At 73.9% G+C, this 17,964-nt stretch carries 19 protein-coding genes and 1 pseudogene; 11 read left to right on the plus strand and 9 right to left on the minus strand.

The genetic code is table 11. From position 1 onward, the window contains the following. Positions 1-16: 16 nt before the first annotated feature. Entirely contained in the window at positions 17-1,141 is a 1,125-nt protein-coding gene (locus OIE75_RS04230) for a PLP-dependent cysteine synthase family protein (RefSeq protein ID WP_329469591.1), read from the minus strand. A 270-nt stretch (positions 1,142-1,411) separates the two neighbouring features. On the opposite strand from OIE75_RS04230, the gene OIE75_RS04235 reads away from it, so the two are divergent. Then, positions 1,412-1,735, plus strand: coding sequence for a hypothetical protein (locus OIE75_RS04235; RefSeq protein ID WP_125494911.1), 324 nt, complete (start codon positions 1,412-1,414; stop codon positions 1,733-1,735). 184 nt (positions 1,736-1,919) lie between these two features. Continuing rightward, positions 1,920-2,456, plus strand: a complete 537-nt coding sequence (locus tag OIE75_RS04240) for an ATP-binding protein (protein ID WP_307009777.1) — start codon at positions 1,920-1,922, stop codon at positions 2,454-2,456. Between the two features lie 246 nt (positions 2,457-2,702). Here OIE75_RS04240 and OIE75_RS04245 read toward each other — a convergent pair whose 3' ends face one another. From OIE75_RS04245 to OIE75_RS04255, 3 genes and pseudogenes are all read right to left on the minus strand, one after another. Continuing rightward, a complete protein-coding gene (locus OIE75_RS04245; protein ID WP_443078479.1) occupies positions 2,703-3,176 on the minus strand; it encodes a hypothetical protein in 474 nt (157 codons plus the stop codon). Positions 3,177-3,264: 88 nt separating this feature from the next. Beyond that, positions 3,265-3,827, minus strand: a pseudogene (locus tag OIE75_RS04250) (ABC transporter ATP-binding protein); the annotation flags it as partial. Then, positions 3,824-4,105, minus strand: a complete 282-nt coding sequence (locus tag OIE75_RS04255) for an SHOCT domain-containing protein (protein ID WP_329469595.1) — start codon at positions 4,103-4,105, stop codon at positions 3,824-3,826. The pseudogene OIE75_RS04250 and the gene OIE75_RS04255, both read right to left, overlap by 4 nt. A 201-nt stretch (positions 4,106-4,306) precedes the next feature. On the opposite strand from OIE75_RS04255, the gene OIE75_RS04260 reads away from it, so the two are divergent. The 4 genes from OIE75_RS04260 to OIE75_RS04275 all read left to right on the plus strand — a co-directional run bounded on the left by OIE75_RS04260 (position 4,307) and on the right by OIE75_RS04275 (position 6,416). Beyond that, on the plus strand, positions 4,307-4,879 hold the full coding sequence (locus OIE75_RS04260; RefSeq protein ID WP_307009781.1) for a TetR/AcrR family transcriptional regulator: 573 nt from the start codon (positions 4,307-4,309) through the stop codon (positions 4,877-4,879). A 12-nt stretch (positions 4,880-4,891) separates the two neighbouring features. Then, entirely contained in the window at positions 4,892-5,479 is a 588-nt protein-coding gene (locus tag OIE75_RS04265; protein WP_329469596.1) for a DUF4865 family protein, read from the plus strand. A gap of 136 nt (positions 5,480-5,615) precedes the next feature. Continuing rightward, the gene (locus OIE75_RS04270) at positions 5,616-6,008 is read left to right on the plus strand and encodes a tautomerase family protein (RefSeq protein WP_307009785.1); all 393 of its coding nucleotides are present in this window, start codon (positions 5,616-5,618) and stop codon (positions 6,006-6,008) included. Positions 6,009-6,017: 9 nt separating this feature from the next. Then, positions 6,018-6,416 (plus strand): VOC family protein, encoded by a 399-nt coding sequence (locus tag OIE75_RS04275; protein WP_329469599.1) that lies wholly within the window; start codon positions 6,018-6,020, stop codon positions 6,414-6,416. Here the strand turns inward: OIE75_RS04275 and OIE75_RS04280 are convergent. After that, a complete protein-coding gene (locus tag OIE75_RS04280; RefSeq protein WP_307009789.1) occupies positions 6,413-7,651 on the minus strand; it encodes an ROK family protein in 1,239 nt (412 codons plus the stop codon). The two genes, OIE75_RS04275 and OIE75_RS04280, sit on opposite strands and share 4 nt — an antisense overlap. Positions 7,652-7,688: 37 nt before the next feature. Then, on the minus strand, positions 7,689-8,339 hold the full coding sequence (locus OIE75_RS04285) for an alpha-ketoglutarate-dependent dioxygenase AlkB family protein (protein WP_329469601.1): 651 nt from the start codon (positions 8,337-8,339) through the stop codon (positions 7,689-7,691). A gap of 98 nt (positions 8,340-8,437) precedes the next feature. Here OIE75_RS04285 and OIE75_RS04290 point away from each other — a divergent pair, with 98 nt between their 5' ends. Continuing rightward, positions 8,438-9,574: a methyltransferase gene (locus OIE75_RS04290; RefSeq protein ID WP_307017738.1), complete on the plus strand. Its 1,137-nt coding sequence runs from the start codon at positions 8,438-8,440 to the stop codon at positions 9,572-9,574. Here OIE75_RS04290 and OIE75_RS04295 read toward each other — a convergent pair. Both OIE75_RS04295 and OIE75_RS04300 read right to left on the minus strand, forming a co-directional pair. After that, entirely contained in the window at positions 9,564-10,421 is an 858-nt protein-coding gene (locus tag OIE75_RS04295; protein WP_329469602.1) for a class II fructose-bisphosphate aldolase, read from the minus strand. The genes OIE75_RS04290 and OIE75_RS04295 overlap by 11 nt on opposite strands. Before the next feature lie 89 nt (positions 10,422-10,510). After that, entirely contained in the window at positions 10,511-11,392 is an 882-nt protein-coding gene (locus OIE75_RS04300; RefSeq protein ID WP_329469603.1) for an SIS domain-containing protein, read from the minus strand. Positions 11,393-11,521: 129 nt separating this feature from the next. Here OIE75_RS04300 and OIE75_RS04305 point away from each other — a divergent pair, with 129 nt between their 5' ends. Further along, positions 11,522-12,307, plus strand: coding sequence for a DeoR/GlpR family DNA-binding transcription regulator (locus tag OIE75_RS04305; RefSeq protein WP_329469604.1), 786 nt, complete (start codon positions 11,522-11,524; stop codon positions 12,305-12,307). 18 nt (positions 12,308-12,325) lie between these two features. Here the strand turns inward: OIE75_RS04305 and OIE75_RS04310 are convergent, their stop codons facing one another. Beyond that, complete coding sequence (locus tag OIE75_RS04310; RefSeq protein ID WP_329469606.1) at positions 12,326-13,312, minus strand: hypothetical protein; 987 nt, start codon at positions 13,310-13,312, stop codon at positions 12,326-12,328. Positions 13,313-13,520: 208 nt separating this feature from the next. On the opposite strand from OIE75_RS04310, the gene OIE75_RS04315 reads away from it, so the two are divergent. The 3 genes from OIE75_RS04315 to OIE75_RS04325 all read left to right on the plus strand — a co-directional run bounded on the left by OIE75_RS04315 (position 13,521) and on the right by OIE75_RS04325 (position 17,962). After that, entirely contained in the window at positions 13,521-15,797 is a 2,277-nt protein-coding gene (locus tag OIE75_RS04315) for a heavy metal translocating P-type ATPase (RefSeq protein WP_329469608.1), read from the plus strand. A 231-nt stretch (positions 15,798-16,028) separates the two neighbouring features. Beyond that, positions 16,029-16,724 carry a phosphatase PAP2 family protein gene (locus tag OIE75_RS04320; protein WP_329469610.1) on the plus strand — a complete coding sequence of 232 codons (696 nt, stop codon included), beginning with the start codon at positions 16,029-16,031 and terminating at the stop codon, positions 16,722-16,724. Between the two features lie 173 nt (positions 16,725-16,897). Continuing rightward, positions 16,898-17,962: an ABC transporter permease gene (locus tag OIE75_RS04325; RefSeq protein WP_307009806.1), complete on the plus strand. Its 1,065-nt coding sequence runs from the start codon at positions 16,898-16,900 to the stop codon at positions 17,960-17,962. Positions 17,963-17,964: the final 2 nt, after the last annotated feature.

Below are 17,964 nucleotides of genomic sequence, written 5' to 3' on the forward strand. Positions count from 1 at the left end.
GCCCGTCCGGCGGGAGTCAGTCGGGCCAGGTGCCCGTGCGCAGCAGCGTCTCGATCGCGGTCGTGTACGGGCCGATGTCGAGGCCCTGTTCGGCGAGCCAGGCATCCGAGTAGTACTTGTCGAGGTACCGGTCCCCCGGGTCGCACAGCAGCGTCACGACGCTGCCCCGGCGTCCCGCGGCCACCATCTCGGCGACGATCTTCAGCGCGCTCCACAGCCCGGTGCCCGTGGAACCGCCCGCCTTGCGGCCGATGGCCTGCTCCAGGGCGCGGACGGCCGCGACGCTCGCCGCGTCCGGGACCTTCATCATGCGGTCGATCGCGCCGGGCACGAAGCTCGGTTCCATCCGGGGCCTGCCGATGCCCTCGATCCGTGAGCCGCGGTCGCAGGCGACGTCCGGATCGCCGGTGGTCCAGCCCTCGAAGAAACAGGAGTTCTCCGGATCGGCGACACAGACCCGGGTGTCGTACTGCATGTAGTGCACATAGCGCGCGAGCGTCGCCGAGGTGCCTCCGGTGCCGGCCGTGGCGACGATCCACGCCGGTTCGGGGAACCGTTCCAGCCGCAGTTGCCTGAAGATCGACTCGGCGATGTTGTTGTTGCCGCGCCAGTCGGTGGCACGTTCGGCGTAGGTGAACTGGTCCATGTAGTGACCGCCGGTCTCGGCCGCGAGACGGGCGGACTCCTCGTACATCCGGCGGGAGTCGTCCACGAAGTGGCACCGTCCGCCGTGGAACTCGATCAGGCGGATCTTCTCCGTGCTCGTGGTGCGCGGCATCACGGCGACGAAGGGCACGCCGACCAGTTTCGCGAAGTACGCCTCGGAGACGGCCGTGGAGCCGCTGGACGCCTCGATCACCGGACGGTCGGGGCGGATCCAGCCGTTGCACAGGCCGTAGAGGAAGAGCGAGCGGGCCAGGCGGTGCTTGAGGCTGCCGGTCGGGTGGGTCGACTCGTCCTTGAGGTAGAGGTCGATGCCCCACCGTTCGGGGAGCGGGAAGAGGAGCAGGTGGGTGTCGGCCGAGCGGTTCGCATCGGCCTGGACCTTGCGCACGGCCTCTTTCAGCCATGCCCGATAGCCGGCGTCGCTGTGGTCGACGTCCAGGGTGGCGCCGGTGCGGGTCTGCGGGGTGGTGCTCACGAGGAGGCTCCTTACGCTGCGCGCCGACGGCGTGCCGGGCGGCCGACGCCTCGATCATAGACATCTTCCACACGCTTCTCACCTGCATAAACACACCTTTGGGCGGCTCAAAGGCACCCCTGGGGCACGTCGGCACGCGCGGTGGGGGCGCATTCGCGCGAGTGCTCCGGACGACCCCGGAAAGAGAGGGTGCGTACTGGTGCTCGACGCGCGGTGCGGGCAGACTGCCAGCGGGTGGGACGACCGACGCGCGCGCGAGGGGGCGACGGCATGGCGGACCCGGAGTTCAGGGCCACGGGAGTGCGGATCGGCAAACGGCTGCGCTCACTCACCCGGGCCGGGACGGTCCGGATCAGCGATGGCAGGGTCGAGTTGCTCACCAGCTACGGCAGTGAGATCGACAGCGCGCCGGTGCAGGCGGTACGGGCCTCGCGCCCCTGGTTCGGCCCGCACGACCGGGCCCTCGCCGACCTCAACGGCAAGCGGTACCTGCTGACGCTCGGCGAGCGGGACCCCGCGCCGGGTGAGCCGGGCCCGCCCGCGGCCCGCCGTTTCATCGAGGCCGTGCACAGGGCGGCCGGACATCACCGTTGAGATGTCCGTAAGTTGCGGTGCCTCACCCCTTGCGTCACGCTGGTCTCACGTCACTCTGGGTTTACCGGCGATAACGCTGCGAACCAGCCCGCCGGCCATGACAGCAGGCGGCGGCGCGCCGCGTGCGCCCTGCTGGATCCGAACTCCGTGTTCTTCCGGACCTCTATGTCGGGGAGTCGCAGCCGTGATCACTCACCCAAGCAGACACTGCACGGTGGAGCTGCAAGCCCTGCCGTCGCGGATCGGCCAGGTCCGCAGAATCGTATCTGCGCAATTGCGCTACTGGCATATGCACTCCCTGATCGACCGGGCCTCGCTCGGCGTGACGGAGCTGCTGACCAACGTCCACCTGCACGCCCGGCCGGACAAGACCTGCACCGTGGAGATAGAGCTGCTGCTGGAGCGGCTCACCGTCTCGGTGCGCGACCACGATCCGCGCCTGCCCGTCGTGGACGACGCCGAGCCCCTCGCCACCTGCGGGCGCGGGCTCGCCATGGTGGCGGCGATGAGCGAGAGCTGGGGCGCCCGGCCGGACGGCGAGTCCGGCAAGGTCGTCTGGTTCACGCTGCCGACGTGCGGCGGCCTGGCTCCGGTCACCGCCGCGCGCCCGCCGCGCCGCCTGGTCGAGGAGGTACCGGCCGCCGTGTTCGCGGAGACCGAGCACGCGGTCGATCTGGGCAGCCCCCAACCCGCTCCCGCCCGGTCGGCCGTTGCCGGCTGACCGGGCGGTGACCCTTCGCTGCCGGGGGCCGTGCGGTGCGGGTCCGGTACCCGGTGGGTTCGGTGGGGGTGGGGGTGTGGGTGCCGGTGCCCGTGTCCGGCCCCGTGCTCGTGCTCGTGCCCATGCCCATGCCCGTGCCCGTGCCCGTGCCCGTGCCCGTGCCCGTGCCCGCGGGGAGCGTGCCCGTGCGGGGTGCCCCACGCCGTAGCCCGCGTGGAACATCCGAGGCGCGCGTGCGCGCGGGACCTACACCCCCCGAGGTGCAGACGCGCGACGAGTACGCGCAGTCCTCGGCCGGTGGTTGCCGTACCGGTCGGCGACCTGTGCCACGGCCGCCTTGCCGGCGTTCGTGGACACGCCGTCCGCGAGGGCGACGGCCACCAGCATGTCGGAGTCCTGCGTGCGGTGGGGAGCCCAGGCGGCGCGGGTGATGACGTGGTCGCCGACGAGTTCGGACTGCCCGTAGAGGGCGCGGACGGTGAAGGTCTCGGCGCGGCCGTCGGTGAAGGTCAGGCGTGCCGTGTCGCCGGTGGTCAGCCCTCGCTTCGCCGCCTCGCTCTCCGTGATCGCGATGCCGTCCGTGCCGAGGGAGCCGAGTGACCCGTGCACGGTGCCCAGGTCGAAGGTGCGCTCCAGCGCGACCGGGTCCGTGACGGTCAACGCCCGCCCCTCCCCCTCGACTTCCGCGACGCCCCGGCCGAGGCCGACGGCGGTGTCCACCCCCGGCAGCCGCTGGACGGCGTCGGCCAGTCGCGGACTGAGGCCGCTGCCGCTCGCGCCGAAGGACGGGGGCGCTGACGGCGACGTCGCCCGCGAACTCGCCTCCGGAGCGGGAGTCGAGGTTTCCGGTGGGTTCGTCGGCGAAGACCACGTCCGGCTGCCCGGCGAAGGCACGGGCCACGGCGACGCGCTGCTGCCGGCCGCCCGAGAGTTCGGCCGGCCGGTGGTGGAGGCGGTCGCGCAGTCCGACGACGTCGATCAGCGCGTCGACCCACTCGGTGTCGCCGCGGCGGCCCGCCAGGTCGAGCGGGAGGGTGATGTTCTCGGCGACGGTCAGCGTCGGGGGTTGTAGGCCTGGAACACGAAGCCGACCCGGTCGCGGGGCAGCAGTGTGAGGCGTCGGTCGTCGAGGGTGCTCAGGTCGGTGTCGCCGATGCGGGCGGTGCCCGAGGTGAGCGTGTCCAGTCTGGCGGCGCAGTGCATCAGGGTCGACTTGCCGGAGCCCGAGGGCACCGTGATCGCCGTGAAGCGGCCGGCCGGGAAGTGCACGCTCACCCCGTCCAGGGCGCGTACGGCGGTGTCGCCACCGCCGTACACCTTCACGGCGTCGACGACCCGGGCGGCGGCCCCGGTGACGGTCGTCGTGGTCATGCCGCACCACCCTTGCGGGTCCGGCCGAACTGCTCGTCCAGCACGGAGAGCCGGCGCCAGTACTCGTCCTCGTCGATCTCGCCGGAGGCGAAGCGGTGGCCGAGTACGGTGATGGGCGAGTTGTCCTCGACGGTGGACCGTCCGGGTCCGCGGCGCCCGCGCCACACGGTGCGGCGGAGCAGGGTGATGCCGGCGCCGATGACCAGCGCCCAGATCAGCGGAAAGAGCAGGATCCAGGGGCCGGGCCCGCCGTCGCCGAAGTGTGCCAGGGTCTCCATGTCGTCCAACTCCTCGGTGGCGGTGTCGTTCGTGTCGCTTTCGAGCGTCGTCCCCGAGGCGGGTCCCGGTCGTCGTACGGCCAGCGGCAGTGTGCGTACCCCGCGGGGAGTACGTACGCCGTCCGGGCCTGCTTCCTCCCCCGCCAACTTAGGGTGTCCTGCGCCTCGATCTCTGTAACTACTAGTATGTACAGTGGATGCATGAGCACCTCGGAGCGGCTGATCGAGTCCACCCGCGAGCTGTTGTGGGAACGGGGGTACGTGGGGACCAGCCCCAAGGCGATCCTGGAGCGGGCCGGCGCCGGACAGGGCAGCATGTACCACCACTTCAAGGGCAAGCCCGATCTCGCGCTGGCCGCGATCCGGCGGACCGCCGACGAGATGCGGGCCACCGCCGCGGGGGTGCTGGACGGTCCGGGCACGCCGTACGAGCGGATCGCGGGCTATCTGCGGCGCGAGCGCGAGGTGCTGCGCGGCTGCCCGGTGGGGCGGCTGACCATGGACCCGGACGTGATCGCCGACGACGCCCTGCGCGCACCCGTCGACGAGACGCTCGACTGGCTCAGGGAGCGCATCGCCCGGATCGTCGAGGAGGGCAGGGCGCAGGGCGAGTTCGCGCCCTCACTGGACGGCGAGGAGACCGCGGCGGCCGTCGTCGCGACCGTCCAGGGCGGTTACGTCCTCGCCCGCGCGTCCGGCTCCCCCACCGCGTTCGACGCAGCGGTCCGGGGACTGCTGGCCCTGCTGTCCCCGCACGACGCCCCCGCCCGGTGAGGAGCCCCGCCGATGCACGCCATGCAGTACGAGTTCACCCTGCCCGCCGACTACGCGATGGACGTCGTCCGGGAACGGGTCGCCCGCACCGGGCACCTCCTCGACGACTGGCCCGGTCTAGGTGCCAAGGCGTATCTGATGCGGGAGCGCGGGGTGCACGGCTCGCCGGTCAACCAGTACGCGCCGTTCTACCTGTGGCGCACCGTGGAGGGCATGAACTCCTTCCTCTGGGAGGGCGCCTTCCAGCGGCCCGCCGACGACTTCGGCCGGCCCGCGGTCCGGCAGTGGACGGGCCTGGCCTACGAGGAGGGCGGCGCCGCCCACTCCCCCGCGCGGGTGGCCGTACGACGCCGGCGGCCGGTACCGGAGGGGGTGCCCCTGTCGGAGTGGGCGGCGGAGGCGGTGCGGGAGACCGGGCGACTGGCGGCCGGGGACGGCGTGTTGCTCGCGGCGGCGGTCGTGGACACCGGCCGATGGGAGCTGGTCCACTTCTCGCTGCACGCCGACGAGGCGCCGGACGGGGTGGCGGGCGACGTCTTCCAGGTGCTGCACATCTCGGCACCGGAGCGGGAGCGGCTGCCCCGGGGGCGCCAGTGGTGAGCGCCGTCCGCGTACGCGACGCGCACGACCACCTGCCCTTCGAGGGGCCGTCGCGGGCCCACCACGCCGCCCGCTGACGTCCATGCGCCGAACCTCCAGACGCCGAACCCCTCCCGCCCGAACGGGAGATGCCCGCATGCCCTTCGTCCGCATAGACGCCCACGGCACCGACGCCGACCGCCTCGACGCGCTCGGCCGTGCCGTCCACGACGCCCTGGTCGAGACGCTCGGGATCCCGCACGACGACCGCTTCCAGGTCCTCACCGGACACGACGGCGCCCGCGGCGCGCTGCGGTACGACGACTATCTCGGGGTGCACCGGGACGAGGGCATCGTCTTCGTGGCGATCACCCTCCGGGCGGGCCGGACGAGCGAGCGCAAGCAGGCGCTGTACCGCCGGATCGCCGAACTCGCCGAGACCTACGCGGGTACCGAACCCCGGAACGTCTTCGTCACCCTGACCGAGAACACGTCCGCCGACTGGTCGCTCGGCCACGGGATCGCGCAGTACGCTGCGCGCGGTACGTAGGCTCGGACCATGTTGAGACTCGGTGTCCCCGTCATCGGCGTCACGGACGTGCCCCGCGCGGAGGCGTTCTGGACCGCGGCGCTCGGTCTGGTCGCCACGGACGAGTGGCGGAGCGCGACTTGGCGCACCCTGAACCACGCCGACGGCTCCGGGCGGGCGCTCGGCCTGATGCGCAGCGAGTCGCCGGCCGAGCCGCGCCCCCGCGTCCACCTGGACCTCTACACGGACTCGGCGGAGGAACAGCGGGCGGAGGTGCTGCGGCTGGTCGGCCTCGGCGCGCGGAAGGTCGACTGGGACCGCTACCCGCCCGCCCCCGACTTCGTCGTCCTCGCGGACCCGGACGGCAACGTCTTCTGTGTGGTCGACCTGAGCAACGCCCCCAGCGGCGGCGCCCGGCCGACCCCCTAGGCGAGCGCGTCCAGCGGGTCGTCCAGGACCGGCTGCCAGGCCAACTCGGCCGCGCCGACCAGGCTGTTGTGGTCCAGACTGCACGGCAGGATGGGTACGCCGCCGCTCTGCCCCCACAGGCTGCGGTCGGCGACGACCGCGCGCAGCCGCTCGGGGTCGGCGTCGAGGAGGGCGCGGTGGAGGCCGCCGAGGATGATGCGGTCCGGGTTCAGGATGTTCACCAGGCCCGCGAGACCCAGGCCGAGGCGGTCGATGAGGGCCTCGGTGGCGGTGCGGACGGCCGGGTCGGCGTAGTGGTCGCGGATCAGGTCGTAGGACTGCTGGAGCAGGGACACCTCCGGCCCCGGCTCGCGGCCGGCCGCCGTGAGGAAGGCCAGCGGGTCGGCCTCCACGTCGAGGCAGCCGCGGCTGCCGCAGTGGCAGGGGCGGCCCTCGGGGTTGACGGCGAGGTGGCCGACCTCCAGGGCGAGACCCGAACTGCCCATGTGCAGGCGGCCGTCGAGGACCAGGGCACCGCCGACGCCCCGGTGGCCGGTGGCCACGCACAGCAGGTCGCGCGCTCCGCGCCCGGCACCGTGCCGGTGTTCGGCGAGGGCCGCGAGGTTGACGTCGTTCGCGGCGAACGCGGGCCCCTCGATACCGGCGGCGCGCACCTGCTCGGCGAAGATCCGCCGCACGGGCGCGCCCGCCGGCCAGGCCAGGTGCAGCGGGTTCAGGGCCAGGCCCTCCGGTTCCGCGACGGCGGACGGCACGGCGAGCCCCGCGCCGACGCAGCGCCGCCCGGTCTCCCGCAGCAGCTCCGCGCCCGTCTCGACGACGGAGCCGAGCACCTTCGCCGGGTCGGCGTCGACGACCTCGCAGCCGGGTGCGGTGGCGACGATCCGGCCGCCGAGACCGACCAGGGCCGCGCGGAAGCCGTCGGCGTGGACCTGCGCGGCGAGCGCGACGGGACCGTCCTCGGCGACCGCGAGGCGGTGCGAGGGGCGGCCCTGCGAACCGGCCGCCGCGCCGGGCCTCGCGTCGACCCGGATCAGGCCGAGCGCCTCCAGTTCGGCGGCGACGGCGCCGGCCGTGGCCCGGGTCACGCCGAGTTCCGCGGTGAGGACGGCCCTGGTGGGGGCGCGTCCGGTGTGCACGAGCTCCAACGCGGGTCCGAGCGCGCCGCGCCCCCGTTCCAGCCGCGTCCTCGAGGTGGTCCCTTCCCCCGCCGCCCGGGGGTCCGCCTTGCCGCTCATGGAGGGGAGTCTCCCATGATCCGCAGGTGTGGGGTGCCTAGAGGCCACTGACCCGGAGCGTGATGTTGAGCCGTCCGGTGAGCCCCAACTCGGGCGGTGCCGTGCCCGGGTGCACCCTCGGCACGCCGTGGTAGGCGAGCCGGGAGGTGCCGCCGAAGACGAACAGGTCGCCGCTGCGCAGTTCGACGTCGGTGTAGGGGCGGGTCCGGGTCTCCGGGTTGCCGAAGCGGAAGACGCAGGTGTCGCCGAGGCTCAGGGAGACCACGGGCGCGTCGGAGCGCTCGTCGGCGTCGCGGTGCATGCCCATGCGGGCGTCGGCGTCGTAGAAGTTGACCAGGGCGATGTCGTACGGCGCGTCCGCCGCGGCGCCGGCGCCCAGCGCGTCGGTCACCGCACCGCGGCCCAGTTCGCCGAGCCAGGCCGGGAAGGGCTTCACCGGCGCACCGTCGCCGTCGACGACGGTGCGGGCGTAGGCGTACGGGTGCCAGTGCCAGCCGAGGCAGACCTGCCGGGCGGTCATGGTGCCGCCGCCGGGAGTGTGGACCGTGCGCAGTCCGGCCGGGGGGCGGGCCCACTCGCGGCAGGCACTCAGCAGCTCGCGCTGCCGTCCGGGCGCCAGCCAGTCCGGCACGTGGACGGCACCGGGCGCGGTCTCGGTACGGCTCCTGGGGAACAGCTCGGAGTCCATGTCCCCATCCTGCCCGCGACGCCGCCCGGTCCGCGCGAGGGGGGCCTGAGCTGCGGCTCGGTTAGCCTGGGCGCACGATGAACGACCGCAGTGACCGTATGACGACGCCATGGGGCGAGCAGGTGCTGACCCGCTTCCCCGAGGACCCGCGCGACCGGCTCCGGGCCTGGGACGCCTCCGACGAGTACCTGCTCGGGCACCTCGCGGAGCGGGAGGTGCCGCTGACCGGCACGGTGGTGGTGCTCGGGGACCGCTGGGGAGCGCTGGTGACGGCGCTGGCGGGGCACCGGCCGGTGCAGATCACCGACTCCCACCTCGGGCGGGAGGCGACTCGCGTCAACCTGGAGCGGGCCTGCGCGGAGCCGGGCTCCGTGCGCCTGCTGACCACGCAGGACCCTCCGCCGGACCGCGTCGACGTGCTGCTGGTGCGGGTGCCCAAGAGCCTGGCGCTGCTGGAGGACCAGTTGCTGCGGCTGGCGCCCGCGCTGCACGAGGGCACGGTCGTCGTCGGCGCCGGGATGGTCAAGGAGATCCACACCTCGACGCTCCGGCTGTTCGAGCGGATCGTGGGCCCGACCAGGACCTCGCTGGCCGTGAAGAAGGCCCGGCTGATCTTCGCCACGCCCGACCCCGCCCTGCGGCGGCCGGCCAACCCGTGGCCGCTCACCTACCGGCTCCCCGACGACGTCGGACCGCTGCTCTCCGGCCGGGCCGTCGTCAACCACGCCGGCGTGTTCTGCGCCGACCGGCTGGACGTCGGCACCCGGTTCTTCCTCCAGCACCTGCCGACGGCCGGTGGCGCCCGCCGGGTGGTGGACCTGGGCTGCGGCAACGGCGTGGTCGGTACGGCGATGGCGCTGGCCGACCCCGGGGCGGAGGTGCTGTTCACCGACGAGTCGTTCCAGGCCGCGGCCTCAGCGGAGGCGACGTACAAGGCGAACGGGGCGACGGGACAGGCCGAGTTCCGGGTGGGCGACGGGCTGGCCGGGGTGCCCGACGGCAGTGTCGACCTGGTGCTCAACAACCCGCCCTTCCACTCCCACCAGGCGACCACCGACGCCACCGCGTGGCGGATGTTCACCGGGGCGCGGCGCGTGCTGCGCCCCGGCGGCGAGCTGTGGGTGGTCGGCAACCGGCACCTGGGCTACCACGTCAAGCTGAAGCGCCTGTTCGGCAACGCTGACCTGGTGGCGAGCGACAGCCGGTTCGTGGTGCTGAGGGCCGTCAGGACGTAGCGCCGACCACCTGGATGATCGTCGCCACCGTCCGCACCATGGCCTCCCTTCCGGCGGTGAGGTAGCCGCGCGAGTCGACCGCGTCGGGGCGGGCGGCGAGGTGCTCCCGGATCGCGCCGGTCATGGCGATGTTGAGGGCGGTGCCGACGTTGACCTTGGCGATGCCGCCCGCGACGGCCGCGGCGAGTTCGGCGTCCGGGACGCCGGAGGAGCCGTGCAGGACGAGCGGGACGTCCAGCGCGCTGGACAGTGCCTTCAGCAGGTCGTGGTCGAGGGCCGCGGTGCGGCTGGTCATGGCGTGCGAGCTGCCGACGGCGACGGCCAGGGCGTCCACGCCGGACTCGGCGACGAAGGCGCCGGCCTCGGCGGGGTCGGTGCGCGCGCCCGGGGCGTGGGCGTCGAGGGGCGCCGCGCCGTTCTTGCCGCCGACCTCCCCCAGTTCTGCCTCGATCCAGAGCCCCTGGGCGTGCGCCCAGCCGACGGCGGCCCGGGTGGCCGCGAGGTTCTCCGCGTACGTCAGCCGGGAGGCGTCGTACATCACGGAGCTGAACCCGGCGTCCCGGGCCTGGCGCAGCAGGCCGTCGCTCTGGACGTGGTCGAGGTGCAGGGCGACGGGCACGGCCGCGCCCTCGGCGGCGGCGACGGCCGCGGCGGCCAGGGGCCGCAGGCGGCCGTAGCGGTACTTCACGGCGTTCTCGCTGACCTGGAGCACGACGGGCATGCGCACGGACTCGGCGCCGGCGACGACGGCCTCGATGTGTTCCAGGGTGATGACGTTGAAGGCGGCTACGGCGGAGCGTGCGGCCGCGGCGCGGCCGACCAGGTCGCCGGTGCTGGCGAGGGGCACGGTCTCTCCCTTCCCGGGCGTCGGGGCACGGGTGTCGGGGGCGGGCTCGGGGCGGGTGTCGGGTGCGCGCGGCGGTGCGCGCGGCGGCGTCAGGGGGCGAGGATCACCGAGCGGGTGAGGTGGCGCGGGCGGTCCGGGTCGAGGCCGCGGGCGGCGGCGACGGCGACCGCGAGCCGCTGGGCCCGGACCAGTTCGGCGAGCGGGTCCAGCTCCCCCGGCACCCACATCGCGCCGGTGTCGCGGACCTGGTCGGCCAGCCCCTCGGGGGCCTCGCCGAACATCCAGGTGGCCGTGCCGGCGGTGCTGATGCTGATGGGCCCGTGTCGGTACTCCATCGCCGGGTAGGCCTCGGTCCAGGAGAGGGACGCCTCGCGCATCTTGAGTCCGGCCTCGTTGGCCAGTCCGACGGTCCAGTCCCGGCCGAGGAAGGTGAACTGGGTGCGCTCCACCAGCCCTTCGGGAAGCGCGGCGGCGAGCGCCGTGCGGGCGTCGGCGACGACCGCGTCGCTGTGCAGGCCCAGGTGGGCGCGGAGCAGGGTGAGGGCGGTGGTCGCGAACCGGGTCTGGACGACCGACCGTTCGTCGGCGAAGTCGAGGACGACCACGTCGTCCGCGGCGGCCATGACCGGCGTCCTGGGGTCCGCGGTGATCGCGACGGTTCGGGCGCTGCCCTTCAACTCCGCGAGCAGCTCCAGCACTTCGGTGGTGGTGCCGGAGCGGGTGAGGGCGACGACCCGGTCGTACGCGCGTCCCCGGGGGAACTCCGAGGCGGCGAACGCGTCCGTCTCGCCCTGGCCCGCGCCCTCGCGCAGCGCCGCCACCGACTGCGCCATGAAGTACGAGGTGCCGCAGCCGACGACGGCCACCCGCTCGCCCGCCGCGGGCAGCGCCGCCGTGTGCCCCGCCGCCTCCGCGGCGGCCCGCGTCCAGCACTCGGGCTGGCTGTTGAGTTCGTCCTCGACATGCGTCATGCCGCACACTCCCCGATCGACCGATCTGATTGTTCCTGCAAGATATAGCGAGCTTTCGAGCACAATCAAGCAATCCGAGGAAGTGGACCGTGCGCTAGGGTCGGCGGAGATCGAGGAACGGAGGCGCGGATGTCGCGCGACGCCCGCTGGAAGGCGCTGCTGGAACTGCTCGTGGAGCGGGGCCGGCTGGACGTCGAGGAGGCGGCGACCGAGCTGGAGGTCTCGGCCGCGACGATCCGCCGTGACTTCGACCGGCTCGCCGAGCAGCAGATGCTCGTGCGCACGCGCGGTGGCGCGGTCGTGCACGGGGTGTCGTACGAGCTGCCGCTGCGCTACAAGACCGCCCGTCGCGCCTCGGAGAAGCAGTACGTCGCGCAGGCGGTCGCGGCCCTGGTGGCGCCCGGGGAGGCGGTGGGACTGACCGGGGGGACGACCACCACGGAGGTGGCGCGCGCCCTGGCCGTGCGCGCCGACCTGGCCGCCGGGACGCCCGCGCTGACGGTGGTCACCAACGCGCTCAACATCGCCAACGAGCTGGCCGTCCGGCCGCAGTTCAAGATCGTGGTGACCGGCGGGGTGGCCCGGGCGCAGTCGTACGAGTTGATCGGGCCGCTCGCGGACGGCGTGCTGGGCCAGGTGACGCTCGATGTCGCCGTGCTGGGTGTCGTCGCCTTCGACGCCGAGCACGGTGCGGCGGCGCACGACGAGGCGGAGGCGGCGATCAACCGGGTGCTGTGCGAGCGCGCCGAGCGTGTGGTGGTGGCCGCCGACGCCAGCAAGCTGGGCCGGCGGGCGTTCGCCCGGATCTGCGCGACCGAGTCGGTGGACACGCTGGTCACGGACGCCTCGGCCGACCCGGAGCTGGTGCGCCGGTTCGAGGAGGCGGGGGTCCGGGTCGTCACGGCCGGCGCGTAGGAGCGGTTCGCCGGAGCGTCAGTGCCCGTGCTCGTCGCCGTGCTCGTCGCCGTGTTCGGTCGGCGAGGAGGGCGCCGGTTCCGACGCGTCCGGCGCCGCACCGGCTGCCCGCACGGTGAAGGCGGCGGTGTGGACCTCGCCCCGGTGCCGGAAGTCCAGGAAGAGGCGGTACGTGCCGTCGCTGGGCGCGGTGGCCGTGAAGGAGATGCCCGGGCCGGGCCTGGTGGTCCCGTCGCCGGGCTCGCCGTTGGGGTGGACGTGCAGGTAGGCGAGGTCACCGGAGCGCAGGGCGACGAGGTGACCGTAGGCGCCGAGGTAGGGCTGGAGGTCGTTGACGGGTTCGCCGTCGCGGGACACCTCGAACTTCAGCTCGCTCGCCTTGCCGGGGCGCAGGGATCCGGCGAGCTCGACGTGGTAACCGTCGGCCCTGGCGGTGCCGTTGAGGGCGGGCATGCGCGCGGGCTCGTAACGGCCGGAGGCGGCGAGGTCGGCGCCGAGCGTGAGGTTCTCGGCGCCCTTGCGCGCTGGGGTGAAGTCGGCGAAGACGCGGTAGCCGCCCGCGCGAGGCAGGTCGACGGGCGTGCTCCAGGTGCCGTCGGCGGCGCGGGCGGGGTGCAGGTGGCGGTAGGTGACCAGGTCGCGTGAGGCCACGATGAGGTGGAGTTCCTTGTCGTGCTCGCGTTGGTACGCGGTGACGGCCCCGCCGCTCGCGTCCCGCACCGTGAAGCGCAGCTCTTGACGCTCACCGGCGCTGACGCGCGGGGTGGCGAGATCGAGGGTGTAGCCCTTCTCGGAGACCTGGAGCCCACCGGGCGGGGTGCTCTCATGACCCTCGTGGCCGCCACCCTCCGGCTCCCGGGGCGCCGGCCCGCCGTGCTCGTCGTGGGGCGCGGGCGGCGCGCTCTCCTCCACGACGGGGTCCACTCCCCTGCCCACGCCGTACGCGGTGCCGAAGGTCGCGGCTAGTGCGGCGGCGAAGGCGGTGATCCTCAGTCCGGTGCGCATGACGGTCGTCTCCTCGGGTTCCGGGCCTCTGGCTCGACGGCGAGCAGAGGCTCTTCCTGCATCTCACAATACCCCTAGGGGGTACCTAGTCAAGCGGGACGAACACTTGCGTCAGATACCCCCTATGGGTATACATGAATGCGGAGTGGAGATACCCCCTCCCCGTATATGCCACCCAGCACACGCCGCGCACGCGTCAGGAGCAGCCATGACCACCAGCACGACCAGCGCACCGGCCGAGGTGGAACTCGCCATCGGCGGCATGACCTGCGCCTCATGTGCCGCCCGGATCGAGAAGAAGCTCAACCGGATGGACGGGGTCAGCGCCACCGTCAATTACGCGACGGAGAAGGCCAAGGTCAGTTACGGGGGCGAGGTGTCCGTACCGGACCTGGTCGCCACGGTCGAGGCGACGGGATACACGGCCCACGAGCCCGAGCCGGTGCGCGCCGAGCCCGCGCCCGGCACCGAGCCGGCCGCTCCCCCCGGGGACGGCGACGCGCTGCGGCCCCTGCGGCAGCGGCTGGTCACCGCCGTACTGCTCGCCGTGCCCGTCATCGCGATGGCGATGGTGCCGGCGCTGCAGTTCGAGTACTGGCAGTGGCTGTCGCTGACGCTCGCGGCGCCCGTGGTGACGTACGCCGCGTGGCCCTTCCACCGGGCGGCCCTCACCAACGCCCGGCACGGTGCGGCCACCATGGACACGCTGATCTCGGTGGGCACGTCGGCGGCGTTCCTGTGGTCGCTGTGGGCCCTGTTCCTCGGCACCGCGGGCACGCCCGGCATGACCCACCCCTTCGAGCTGACCATCGCCCGCGGTGACGGCTCGGGGAACATCTACCTGGAGGCGGCAGCCGGGGTGACCGCCTTCCTCCTCGCCGGGCGCTACTTCGAGGCACGCGCCAAGCGCAAGGCCGGCGCCGCGCTGAAGGCCCTGCTGGAACTGGGCGCGAGGGAGGTCACGGTCCTGGGCCCCGACGGCCGGGAACGGACGGTTCCGACGGCCGAGTTGGCCGTGGGCGACCGCTTCCTGGTCCGCCCCGGCGAGAAGATCGCCACCGACGGCACGGTCGTGGAGGGCTCCTCCGCGGTGGACGCCTCGATGCTCACCGGCGAGTCGGTCCCCGTCGAGGTCGGCGTGGGCGACGGCGTCACGGGCGCGACCCTGAACGCGGGCGGCCGGCTGGTGGTCGAGGCGACCCGCGTCGGCGCCGACACGCAACTGGCCCGGATGGCGAGGCTGGTCGAGGACGCGCAGAACGGCAAGGCCGCGGCACAGCGCCTCGCCGACCGCGTCTCCGGTGTCTTCGTCCCCGTCGTCATCGCCCTGGCGCTGGCCACCCTGGGCTTCTGGCTCGGCAACGAGTCGGGACCCACCGCCGCGTTCACGGCCGCCGTCGCCGTCCTGATCATCGCGTGCCCCTGCGCCCTGGGGCTGGCCACTCCCACCGCGCTCATGGTCGGCACCGGCCGGGGCGCCCAGCTCGGCATCCTCATCAAGGGGCCCGAGGTGCTGGAGTCCACCCGCAGGGTCGACACCGTCGTCCTCGACAAGACCGGCACCGTCACCACCGGCCGGATGACCCTGCTCGCCGTGCACACCGCCGGTGCCGCCGAGGAGGACGACGTCCTGCGCCTGGCCGGTGCGCTGGAGCACGCCTCCGAGCACCCGGTCGCCCGCGCGATCGCCGACGGGGCGCTGGAGCGGCTGGGGAGCGCCCTGCCCACCCCCGAGGACTTCGCCAACGTCCCGGGCCTCGGCGTGCAGGGCGTCGTCGACGGCCACGCGGTCCTCGTCGGCCGGGAGCGGCTGCTCGCCGAGTGGGCGATGACCCTCCCGGCGGACCTGGCCCGCGCCAAGGGCGAGGCGGAGACGTCCGGGCGGACCGCGGTCGTCGTCGCCTGGGACGGGGAGGCGCGGGCGGTCCTGGAGGTCGCGGACGCGGTGAAGGAGACCAGCGCCGAGGCGATCGGCCGACTGCGCGCCCTGGGGCTGACGCCGGTACTGCTGACCGGGGACAACCGTGCCGTGGCCGCCTCGGTCGCCCGCGAGGTCGGCATCGAACCCGGGGCCGTCTTCGCCGAGGTGCTGCCGCAGGACAAGGTCGACGTCGTCAAGCGCCTTCAGAGCGAGGGGCGTTCGGTCGCGATGGTCGGCGACGGCGTCAACGACGCCGCCGCGCTCGCCCAGGCCGACCTGGGGCTCGCCATGGGCACCGGCACCGACGCCGCCATCGAGGCCGGCGACCTCACCCTGGTCCGCGGCGACCTGCGCGCCGCCGCCGACGCGATCCGGCTGGCCCGCAGGACGCTGGGCACGATCAAGTCCAACCTGTTCTGGGCCTTCGCCTACAACATCGCCGCGCTGCCGCTCGCCGCGGCCGGACTCCTCAACCCGATGATCGCCGGTGCGGCCATGGCCTTCTCCTCGGTCTTCGTCGTCGCCAACTCGCTGCGCCTGCGGTCCTTCCGGGCCGCGGGCTGAGCGTTCACCCGGCACGCCGGGCGCGGCGTCGGCCGCGCGTCCGCCCGGCGGCCGTTCCACGCGCGGTCCCCAACCCCGTTTCCACGCGCGGTCCCCGGCCCCGTGCCACGGGCGGCCCACGTCCCCCGGACGGGCCCCGCCGCCGCGCCTCGGGCACGGAGGCGGACCAGGATGGTGCGGCGAGGGACCACGCCACGTACACCGGCCGGCCGGCCCACGGAGCAGGAGCCGATGAACGAACCGACCCAAGCCGACGGGGACGACGACACCGGCTGCCCGCCGGACCCGCCGCCCGCCCCGCGACGGGCCCCCGGCCGGGCCTTCAGCGCCGTGCTCGGTGACCTGCGTGCCGTCGACGGCGCGCTGTACGCGGCGGTCGCCGCCACCTCCACGCCCACGCTCGACCGGGCGCTGCGCCGCCTCTCCCACGCCGCGGACCATTCGAAGGTCTCCCTCGGGATCGCCGCCGCCCTCGCCCTCAGCGGTGCGCGGGCGCGCCGGGCCGCGCTCGTCGGGGCCGGGGCGGTCGCCGTGGCCTCGGCCTCGACGAACCTGCTGGGCAAGCGGCTGGTGCGCAGGGCGCGGCCGGACCGGGAGTCGGCGCGGGTGACGGTGGACCGGTACGTGCCCATGCCCGCGTCGGCGTCCTTCCCGTCGGGCCACACGGCCGCGGCGGTCGCCTTCGCCACGGCCGTCGGTGTCGTCCTGCCCGCCGCCGCCGTCCCCCTGGGCGCACTGGCGAGCGCCGTCGGTTACGCCCGGGTCCACACCGGCGTCCACTATCCCGGCGACGTCGCCGCGGGCGCCGTGGTGGGCATCGCCAGCGCGGCGGCGGCGCTGGCCGCGGCGGCCGCCGCCCCGGTCCCGGGCGTGCGGTCGGTCTACTCGGCGACGACGGCGCCGCACACCGCCGTCGGCCCCGGGTAGTCGCTGCGGGGGCCGGAGACCCAAGAAGTGTCAGGGCATGGCGGGCCGCGCCCGGGGCCCCCGTTCGGCGACATCCCTCGCTCGGTCCGGGGCCACGGCCCTCACGCTCCGTGCACCCCCGGGCGAGGGCGCTCCTGGTGCCCTTTCCCTCCGGCTGTGGAAACGTCCGGATCATGGCCCACATGTCCCACGGCGCCCACGGCAGGTCTCCGACCCGCGGGCGGCGCTGGTCCACGTTCCGGCAGTCGCCGTTCTGGCCGGCCACGGTGCTGGTGCTGATCCTCGCCGCCGCTGCCGGTCTCTTCGCGGGCTCGTACACCTACTCGATGGCGGACCCGACGCCGCGCTCGATCCCGACAGCGGTGGTCGGCTCGTACGACGAGGCCCGCAGCCGGGCCTTTCTGGACGGCCTGGAGCAGGCGCTGAACGCCTCGGTGAAGGTGCACACCTACGACACCCGGTCCGCGGCGGTCGGGGCGCTGGAGGACCAGGAGGTCTTCGCGATCTTCGAGTTGCGCGAAGGAGGTCGGACCGCCGTCCTCGACCTGTCCAGCGCGTCGGGCGCCTCGGTCGCCGAAGTCCTGTCCGACGCGGCACCGGCCGTGGGCCGGAAGACGGGCGTCCGGGTCACCGTCCGGGACATCAACCCCCTCCAGGAGGGCGACCCGCGCGGGCTGGCGATCTTCTACATCTCCCTGGCCGCGGTGATCATCGGTTTCGTCGGGGCGATCCAGCTCAGCGTGCACGCGCGGTCACTGGTCCCCTTCGAGCGCATCCTGTTCACGATGGCCTACGCGCTGCTCGGCGGCTTCGCCATCGCCGCGACGGTGGACTGGCTGCTGGACGCCCTCGACCTGCCGTTCGCGGAGTCGTGGCTGATCCTGGCGCTCACCCTGTTCACCTCCGGCATGGTCTTCTCCATGTTCAACACCCTGTTCGGGCGCTGGGCGATGCTGCCGACCTGGGGGCTGATGGTGCTCCTCGGCAATCCCTCGTCCGGCGGCGCGGTGTCGTGGCCGCTGCTGCCGTCCCCGCTGGGGGTGATCGGCCAGTGGCTGCCGCCGGGCGCCTCGGTCAACGCGCAGCACACGGCGGTGTACTTCCAGGGCCATCAGCACGTGTTCCCGTTCCTGGTGCTGGGCGGATGGGCCCTGCTGTCCTGCGCGGTCTTCTGGATCTGGCGTCACCGGCACCCGGGCGGGCGCGAGAAGGAGCCGGTGGCGGAGGAGGGGTCCTGAGG

The sequence above is a fragment of the Streptomyces sp. NBC_01723 genome (genome assembly GCF_036246005.1).
Lineage (GTDB): Bacteria > Actinomycetota > Actinomycetes > Streptomycetales > Streptomycetaceae > Streptomyces.

Bases quoted from the DNA above. Each gene is read 5' to 3' on its own strand.
- OIE75_RS04235 (WP_125494911.1), top strand. From the start codon at position 1,412: ATGGCGGACCCGGAGTTCAGGGCCACGGGAGTGCGGATCGGCAAACGG.
- OIE75_RS04255 (WP_329469595.1), bottom strand. From the start codon at position 4,105: ATGGAGACCCTGGCACACTTCGGCGACGGCGGGCCCGGCCCCTGGATC.
- OIE75_RS04260 (WP_307009781.1), top strand. From the start codon at position 4,307: ATGAGCACCTCGGAGCGGCTGATCGAGTCCACCCGCGAGCTGTTGTGG.
- OIE75_RS04265 (WP_329469596.1), top strand. From the start codon at position 4,892: ATGCACGCCATGCAGTACGAGTTCACCCTGCCCGCCGACTACGCGATG.
- OIE75_RS04270 (WP_307009785.1), top strand. From the start codon at position 5,616: ATGCCCTTCGTCCGCATAGACGCCCACGGCACCGACGCCGACCGCCTC.
- OIE75_RS04275 (WP_329469599.1), top strand. From the start codon at position 6,018: ATGTTGAGACTCGGTGTCCCCGTCATCGGCGTCACGGACGTGCCCCGC.
- OIE75_RS04280 (WP_307009789.1), bottom strand. From the start codon at position 7,651: ATGAGCGGCAAGGCGGACCCCCGGGCGGCGGGGGAAGGGACCACCTCG.
- OIE75_RS04285 (WP_329469601.1), bottom strand. From the start codon at position 8,339: ATGGACTCCGAGCTGTTCCCCAGGAGCCGTACCGAGACCGCGCCCGGT.
- OIE75_RS04290 (WP_307017738.1), top strand. From the start codon at position 8,438: ATGACGACGCCATGGGGCGAGCAGGTGCTGACCCGCTTCCCCGAGGAC.
- OIE75_RS04300 (WP_329469603.1), bottom strand. From the start codon at position 11,392: ATGACGCATGTCGAGGACGAACTCAACAGCCAGCCCGAGTGCTGGACG.
- OIE75_RS04305 (WP_329469604.1), top strand. From the start codon at position 11,522: ATGTCGCGCGACGCCCGCTGGAAGGCGCTGCTGGAACTGCTCGTGGAG.
- OIE75_RS04310 (WP_329469606.1), bottom strand. From the start codon at position 13,312: ATGCGCACCGGACTGAGGATCACCGCCTTCGCCGCCGCACTAGCCGCG.
- OIE75_RS04315 (WP_329469608.1), top strand. From the start codon at position 13,521: ATGACCACCAGCACGACCAGCGCACCGGCCGAGGTGGAACTCGCCATC.
- OIE75_RS04320 (WP_329469610.1), top strand. From the start codon at position 16,029: ATGAACGAACCGACCCAAGCCGACGGGGACGACGACACCGGCTGCCCG.
- OIE75_RS04325 (WP_307009806.1), top strand. From the start codon at position 16,898: ATGGCCCACATGTCCCACGGCGCCCACGGCAGGTCTCCGACCCGCGGG.